The organism is Eubacterium ramulus (assembly GCF_003122485.1).
Taxonomy (GTDB): Bacteria; Bacillota; Clostridia; order Lachnospirales; family Lachnospiraceae; genus Eubacterium_I; species Eubacterium_I ramulus_A.
The window spans coordinates 1-7,377 of the sequence record NZ_JRFU01000172.1 but is presented as its reverse complement, the minus strand read 5'-3'; the positions used below and the strand labels follow the sequence as shown (position 1 = coordinate 7,377).

7 protein-coding genes are annotated in these 7,377 nt (G+C 43.4%); 1 reads left to right on the top strand and 6 read right to left on the bottom strand.

The window, feature by feature from the left end; genetic code table 11:
* Positions 1–164 precede the first annotated feature (164 nt).
* From LG34_RS14195 to LG34_RS14170, 6 genes are all read right to left on the bottom strand, one after another.
* On the bottom strand, positions 165–1,301 hold the full coding sequence (locus LG34_RS14195; RefSeq protein ID WP_109216651.1) for a M20 metallopeptidase family protein: 1,137 nt from the start codon (positions 1,299–1,301) through the stop codon (positions 165–167).
* Positions 1,302–1,613: 312 nt separating this feature from the next.
* On the bottom strand, positions 1,614–2,336 hold the full coding sequence (locus LG34_RS14190) for an amino acid ABC transporter ATP-binding protein (protein ID WP_109216650.1): 723 nt from the start codon (positions 2,334–2,336) through the stop codon (positions 1,614–1,616).
* A complete protein-coding gene (locus LG34_RS14185; RefSeq protein ID WP_109216649.1) occupies positions 2,323–3,051 on the bottom strand; it encodes an amino acid ABC transporter permease in 729 nt (242 codons plus the stop codon). The genes LG34_RS14190 and LG34_RS14185 overlap by 14 nt, the downstream gene beginning before the upstream one ends.
* A 203-nt stretch (positions 3,052–3,254) precedes the next feature.
* A complete protein-coding gene (locus tag LG34_RS14180) occupies positions 3,255–4,067 on the bottom strand; it encodes a basic amino acid ABC transporter substrate-binding protein (protein ID WP_109216648.1) in 813 nt (270 codons plus the stop codon).
* Positions 4,068–4,485: 418 nt separating this feature from the next.
* Positions 4,486–5,775 (bottom strand): glutamate-5-semialdehyde dehydrogenase, encoded by a 1,290-nt coding sequence (locus LG34_RS14175; protein ID WP_109216647.1) that lies wholly within the window; start codon positions 5,773–5,775, stop codon positions 4,486–4,488.
* A gap of 36 nt (positions 5,776–5,811) precedes the next feature.
* Entirely contained in the window at positions 5,812–6,636 is an 825-nt protein-coding gene (locus LG34_RS14170; RefSeq protein ID WP_109216646.1) for a TrmH family RNA methyltransferase, read from the bottom strand.
* A gap of 269 nt (positions 6,637–6,905) precedes the next feature.
* Here LG34_RS14170 and LG34_RS14165 point away from each other — a divergent pair, with 269 nt between their 5' ends.
* Positions 6,906–7,235, top strand: a complete 330-nt coding sequence (locus tag LG34_RS14165; protein ID WP_109216645.1) for a cupin domain-containing protein — start codon at positions 6,906–6,908, stop codon at positions 7,233–7,235.
* Positions 7,236–7,377 lie beyond the last annotated feature (142 nt).

Sequence of the window (7,377 nt, the reverse complement as noted above, 5' to 3'; positions counted from 1 at the left end):
GGGATTGGCTCCCACCACTGATACTAGCTTGTTTCTCACCACCTATAGGTGGGAGTCATCTCCCATCTGATATAAATTTACTTGTTTTCCTTCTCCTGCATTTACTTCTCAAACTATCATTCATCAAATCTTTATCAACAAATCAGATAGCTTCCTTAACCGGATTATATCAATTTCCGAAAAATATTTACTGCCAGTTCTAATAATTCATCCCGGAAATCATACTCTGGCGTATGAAGTGCCGGATAATCTTCACCATTACCAAGATAAAACATCGCCCCCGGACATTCTTTCGTATAATAGCCAAAATCTTCCGATGCACGAAGCGGCTCCGTCAGTTCTACCACTGGAAGATGCAATTTTTCTGCCGCGTTTCTCACCCGTTCGATAGCCTTTGCATCATTTGCAGTTTCCGGAAACGGATCATCATAGGCATAGGATAACTGTAATCCTTCTTCGGCTGCAAACTTTTCTGCCTGCGTGCGGATCATCTGCTCCAATTCATCCAGTTCTCGCTGCAACGCCGCCCGAAGTGTAAAGGAAATCTCACCTTCACCGGCAGATATTCCAAAATCCTTCGTGCCAATTTCTACATTCACGATTGTTGCCAGTACAAGCTGCTCAAACGTTGTTGCCTGTAATAAATTCTGCACATATAAAATCAGTTTTGCGATTGCCACTGATGGATTTTTTCCCTGCTCCGGAATACTTGCATGAGATTTTTTCCCGGTAAACGTAATAGTCAGACCTCTGGAAGCGCACTGGCTGACGCCTTCCCGAAGTACAACCGCTCCCTTTGGAAAACCGCTCCAGTTGTGAAAACCGTAAATCTCCGCTATCTTTTTTTCTTTTATCAACGGAACACATTCCTGCGCTCCGCGACCGATTTCTTCCGCATGCTGAAAAATCAGATATACGTCCCTGTCTGCGCCGTTTGCATCCAGTTCTAATGCCAGACCTGCCAATGCGGATGCATGTCCGTCATGCCCGCATTTGTGGCTGACTCCGGGATTTTCTGATGCGTAGGGTAAACTTTCTGCGTCTTCCAAAATTGGCAATGCATCAAAGTCTGCACGGAATGCGATCGGCGGTTTCGTGTCTGCCTCTGGCATTTCTGACTGCCTTTTGGTTGTATACTGTACGTAAAACCAGTTTCCTCGGTCAATGACTTCAAGCTGTATATTTTCTTTTATAAATGTGATCAGGCGATTCTTCGTTTCCTGCTCCTGCATAGATAATTCCGGGTGACAGTGCAGGTCATGGCGAAGTGCCACTATTTTGTCCCGATTTTCTTTTTTCATAATGTGCTCCTGCGGTTTTATCATTTTCTTTATGATACCAGTCAAAGGATATTCGCAATCCGCCTACGCTACTTGCTCATAACCAAATAGCTGCTTTGCAGCTTATCAGAAGGGGCTTGCACCCCTCCTGATACAAGCAAGTCCCCACCCCTGCTTATTGCTTTTCGCAATTGAAGCAGGGAACTTCCTTGATTTGATTAAAAAGTAAATAAACGCCAGTCAGGCAATCTTTCCTCGACAAGCGATTGTTAGCTGCAGAGGTAAGATTGATGACTGGCGTTTTCACAACCTAAAGTTTAGCCACAAAAGAATTTACAACACCTTGGACAAGAATTCCTGTAATCGTGGATTCTGCGGATTCTCAAAGAAATCCTTCGGATTATTCTGCTCGGCGATATTTCCACCATCCATGAACAGCACACGTGTTCCAACCTCACGGGCAAAGCCCATCTCATGAGTTACAACCACCATGGTCATTCCATCGTCGGCCAGTTCCTTCATCAACTGAAGAACTTCTCCAACCATCTCCGGATCCAGCGCGGATGTCGGCTCATCAAAAAGCATTACTTCCGGATTCATTGCAAGTGCACGCGCGATCGCGATACGCTGCTGCTGTCCACCGGAAAGCTGTTTCGGATATGCATCCGCTTTATCCGGCAGTCCAACACGCTCTAAAAGCTCCATGGCTTTCTGATCTGCTTCGCTGTCAGACATCAATTTTAAGGTCACCGGTGCAAGCTTGATGTTTTCCTTTATGGTCAAATGTGGAAACAGGTTAAACTGCTGGAATACCATACCCATTCTCTGACGTATTTTATCGATATCTGTCTTTGGATCTGTGATATCCACACCATCTACGGTAATGGTTCCCGCTGTCGGCTCCTCTAACAGATTCAGGCAACGTAAAAAGGTTGATTTTCCGGAACCGGAAGGTCCGATGACAACGACTTTTTCTCCCGGATAAATATGTTCATTGATTCCGTCTAAAACTTTGTGATCGCCAAAACTTTTTTCCAGATTTCTAACGTCTATCACTGTTTCTCAACCTCCTCTCAAATACAGCAAGTGCCTTGGATAATGCCATAACGCATACAAGATAGATAATTGCAATACTGATATACGGCATAAGTGGCTGATATGTAACCGCTGTAACACTCTGAGCTGCTTTCATCAGATCTTTTGCTCCGGTAACGGTCATCAGAGAAGTATCCTTCAATAATGTGATCATCTCATTGCCCAGAGCCGGCAGAATATTTTTGATTGCCTGCGGAATAATGATGTGACGCATGGTCTGGGTATAATTCATACCAAGAGAACGACCTGCCTCCATCTGTCCTGCATCCACAGACATAATACCTCCACGTACAATCTCTGCTACATAAGCACCGGAATTGATACCAAAAGCCAAAGTTGCTACTGCAACAGAATGACGACTGGATGCAAAGATAACAAAATACATGATCATCAACTGAACCATCATAGGGGTTCCACGGATCACGGTCAGATAAACCTGACAAATTGCATTTAAAATATTTAAGATCACATTGCCGACGCCATGTGCATTTTTCTTTCTGGTATCATGTTTGGTACGAACGATCGCTACAAGAATACCAATCGCAATACCCATCAAAAGTGCAAGCACTGCCACACGGATCGTAACGCCAAAACCTTTTGCAAATAATACCCAACGACCGTCTTCAATAAACGTCTGTGAAAATCCATCTGCAAGGCTTAAAAACCATTCTTTCATTCACTTTTCTCCTTTCTGTAAATTGTAAAGCGGACATTTGAATCCACTTTCGTTACTTGCTCATGAACGCAGCCACTTTGCAGCCTGCGTTCAAACACTGAATTTTATTATAGCAAAAAAATGAGACAGCGTCTATTGCTGTCCCACTATTTTTTACAGTTCTTTCGTTACCTTTTGTAACAATATTTCCTGTACGAAATCGATTACTCAGCTTTAATATATTTATCAATGATAGACTGAACGGTTCCGTCTGCTTTTAATTTTGCAAGAGATGCATTTACTTTGTCTAATAACTCTGTGTTATCTTTTGCAATTGCGATCGCATAATCCTCTGTGATATACTCTGTGTCAAGAATCTTTAATCCTTCATTCTCAGCTACGAATGCTTTTGCCGGCTCGTTATCGATAACAACTGCATCAACTTTACCTGTCTTTAATGCCTGAACAGCACTTGCACCATTCTGGTAAGCGACAACATGGTCTTCACCATATCCACCATTTTCCGGTGTATCAGAACAGTAAATATCTCCTGTTGTTCCCTGCTGAACACCGATCAGTTTATCAGACAGATCATCCGGTCCCGTGATATCAGAATCTTCCGGAACGATAATAACCTGTACACCTGTTGCATAGCTGTCTGAGAAGTTTACGTTTTTCTTACGATCTTCTGTAACAGTCATACCTGCCAGAGACATATCTGCTTTTCCTGTTGTGATTGCCGGGATGATAGAATCAAAATCCATATCATCTACCTGAAGTTTCATACCAAGATCATCAGCGATCGCCTGTGAGATTTCAATATCGATTCCTTTGTATTCCTCTCCATCTACATACTCATACGGCGGAAAAGTTGCGTTTGTTGCCATAACTAAAGTGTCTTTGCCTGCGTTCTGAGATTCCTCAGCCGCGCTTCCTGTTGTGCTCTTGTCTGCATCTGAATTTGTGCTGCCACATGCTGCCATGGAAACTACCATCGCTGCAACTGCTGCTAATGCTGCGATTTTTTTCAATTTCATCTTTTTCTCTCCTCTTTTTACATCCGGTCGGATTAAAATGTTCCGTTACATTTCATCCTGATCTTTTTTTTATTACTGGTGTCTATTATAGTGTCATTGCTTAAAGATTGCAATGGTGATTGTGCATAAAAATTAATATTATATGCATATTTTTTCAGTCTAACCATACAAATTATGCAGCTTTTATGTTTATTTATGCATTTATGCAAGGGTTTATTCATTCTTTATGCATAAATATACTATATTACATACAAAAGCCCTTCTTTTACAGAGCTTATTATCTGTGATCCCCATAAAAGAGGGCTTCATTGCCTGATTTTATCTCCTGACCTTATCCCTTAAAATGTGAGTTTGAACGCAGTCGCTTTACTCCCAACACTGATGTAACTTTGTTACACACTATCTATAAGCGCAGGAATTATCTCTCATTTGCTAGATTTTTAAAATGGAACTGCTTTTTACCGGAAGCATAATCGTCCACGATCTGTCCGGTTCCGTACAATTTGTATTTGTAGCTTACCAGGCCTTCCAGTCCAACCGGTCCTCTGGCGTGAAGTTTTCCGGTGCTAATGCCGACTTCCGCACCGAATCCATAACGGTAACCATCTGCAAAACGGGTGGAACAGTTCTGATATACCCCCGCGGAATCCACCAGATTCATAAAGTGCTCTGCCGCATCCGGATTTTCTGTAATGATACAGTCCGTGTGATGCGAACCGAAGTGGTTGATATGGTCGATTGCTTCATCCATGTTTTTGACTGTTTTTGCAGAAAGAATGTAATCAAGATATTCTGTTTTATCATCTGCCTCAGTGGACGGCACACAGTCCACAACTGCCGCAACGTCTTTCGTTCCACGGAGTTCTACTTTTTTCGCATCCAGTGCTTCTTTTAACATTGGAAGCAGTTGGTCTTTGATAGCTTCGTGAACCAGAAGTGTCTCCACTGTGTTGCAGGCAGACACATACTGGGTTTTCGCATCCACAATGATCGGAACTGCTTTCGCAAGATCTGCATCTTTATCCACATAAATATGGCAAATGCCATCTGCATGTCCCATTACCGGAATCTTCGTATGATTCATAATGTACTGCACAAATGCGTTGGAGCCGCGCGGAATTAAAAGGTCCACAGATTCATGACATTCCAGAAGTTCATTGATTTCAGAACGTGCTTCCAGCTGCATCATGGAGTCTGCTGGAAGTCCTGCGTCAATAATTGCTTCATGAATAATGTCAAACAGTTTTTTGTTGCTGCGAAGTGCTTCTCTGCCACCTTTTAAAATGACACAGTTTCCACTCTTGATGCACAATGCGGAAATCTGCACCAATGCATCCGGACGCGCCTCAAAAATAACACCGATGACGCCGATCGGACAGGTGACACGTTTCAGCACCAATCCCTCATCCAGTTCTCTGGCAAACTGTGTCTGAAACAGCGGATCTTCCATCTTGGTCAGATCTGATATGCCTGCTGTCACATCCCGAAGTTTTCCTTCGTCAAATTTCAGACGTTTCCGTACCGGACCGGATACGCCATCTGCTTCTGCCTGTGCCAGATCCTGTTTGTTTGCTTCAAAAATCTCTGCCTGATGCTGCAATAATGCTTCGCGGACTGCTGTCAAAGCGGCATTTCGCTGTTCGTTTGTGGTTGCTGCCAGCTTCGGAGCTGCCTGTTTTACCTTTCTTACCTGTTCCTGAAATAACATACGTTTCTCTCTCACTTTCTCAACAAAATCATCTTTTTATCGGTTGCCTAACTGCCAGAAGGCTACGGCACTGGCTGCTGCCACGTTCAGGGAATCCACACCATGCGCCATCGGTATTTTCACTGTATAGTCACAGTTTGCAATGGTATCTTCACAAAGTCCATCTCCCTCTGTGCCAAGCACGATTGCCAATCTTTCCTCACTCATCAGACCTGGATCATCGATATTAACGGTATCATTTCGCAATGCCATGGCCGCTGTCTTAAATCCAAGCTGCTGTAGTTTTGCCATGCCATCTTCCGGCCATTTTTCTTTTTCCGGAAATATCGTCCAAGGCACCTGAAATACGGTTCCCATGCTCACCCGCATGGCTCTGCGGTACAACGGATTGCTGCATCCCGGTGTCAGAAGCACCGCATCCATGTGTAATGCCGCTGCCGAACGAAAAATCGCGCCAACATTGGTGGGATTGACGACATTTTCCAAAACAGCGATCCGCCGCGTATTGCTGCAAACTTCCTCTACTGTTGGCAGCGTCCGCCGTTTCATGGCGCACAGCATTCCCCGCGTCAGTGCGAATCCGGTCAGTTTTGTCAACACGTCATATTCTGCGGTGTAAACCGGAATGTCCCCGCAACGTGCGATCAGTTCTTTTGCCTGCGTTTCAATATGTTTATGCTCCACCAGCATGGAAATCGGCTCATATCCCGCATCCAGCGCCCGTTCCACGACTTTCGGACTTTCCGCGATAAAAATACCCGGCTTCGGTTCATTAATGCGCAATAATTGTACTTCAGAATACCGCGCATAAATATCCAACTCCGGTGCCGCAAAATCTGTAATCTCTATTATATTTGCCATCTATTTTTATACTCCTGTATCCTTTTCCCCAAAACAGTTTTTCATAAAAAAATAATGCGCGCTCTTATTCGCATTTACTATGCGCACCACCTATCATCTGGGAAAAAGTTTCTCCAAGTTATCCACAATTTTAGCATAATCTCATGAAATATGATAGCCGATGCTCATTGTTTTTTACAACTTTTCTTCCATTTTGTGGTAATAACCACAGTTTTTTTGTATCATCAGGGATATACTACATAGTATCAAAGAAAAGGAGGACATCGCATATGCCTATGATGAAAAATATAAACAAAGCCGAAGTGCTTGTATTAAAAGATGAAGTTGCTTATCAGGAGGGTCAGGTTGTCAGCAAAACACTTGCTCAGAACGATGCTTTAAGCGTTACTTTATTTGCCTTTGACAAAGACGAAGAAATCAGCACACATGAGTCTGGCGGAGATGCTTTCGTTACCTGCCTGGACGGTGTCGGACGCATCACCATTGATGGCGTAGAACATGAACTGCATGAGGGTGAATCCATTGTTATGCCAGCAAAACATCCGCATGCTGTTTACGGTAAAGAACAGTTTAAAATGCTGTTAGTGGTTGTATTCTAAATTCAAAACCGACTATCAAAAAAACAAATAGAATGGCAAAAATCCTCTGTTTTGCAAAACATGTCATGAATCTGCAAAGCAGGGGATTTTTCATATTTCAAGTCGAACGCACGTGAGACTTGGTGCGTGATTCTGGTCAGCG

Bases quoted from the DNA above. Each gene is read 5' to 3' on its own strand.
- LG34_RS14195 (WP_109216651.1), bottom strand. From the start codon at position 1,301: ATGAAAAAAGAAAATCGGGACAAAATAGTGGCACTTCGCCATGACCTG.
- LG34_RS14185 (WP_109216649.1), bottom strand. From the start codon at position 3,051: ATGAAAGAATGGTTTTTAAGCCTTGCAGATGGATTTTCACAGACGTTT.
- LG34_RS14180 (WP_109216648.1), bottom strand. From the start codon at position 4,067: ATGAAATTGAAAAAAATCGCAGCATTAGCAGCAGTTGCAGCGATGGTA.
- LG34_RS14175 (WP_109216647.1), bottom strand. From the start codon at position 5,775: ATGTTATTTCAGGAACAGGTAAGAAAGGTAAAACAGGCAGCTCCGAAG.
- LG34_RS14170 (WP_109216646.1), bottom strand. From the start codon at position 6,636: ATGGCAAATATAATAGAGATTACAGATTTTGCGGCACCGGAGTTGGAT.
- LG34_RS14165 (WP_109216645.1), top strand. From the start codon at position 6,906: ATGCCTATGATGAAAAATATAAACAAAGCCGAAGTGCTTGTATTAAAA.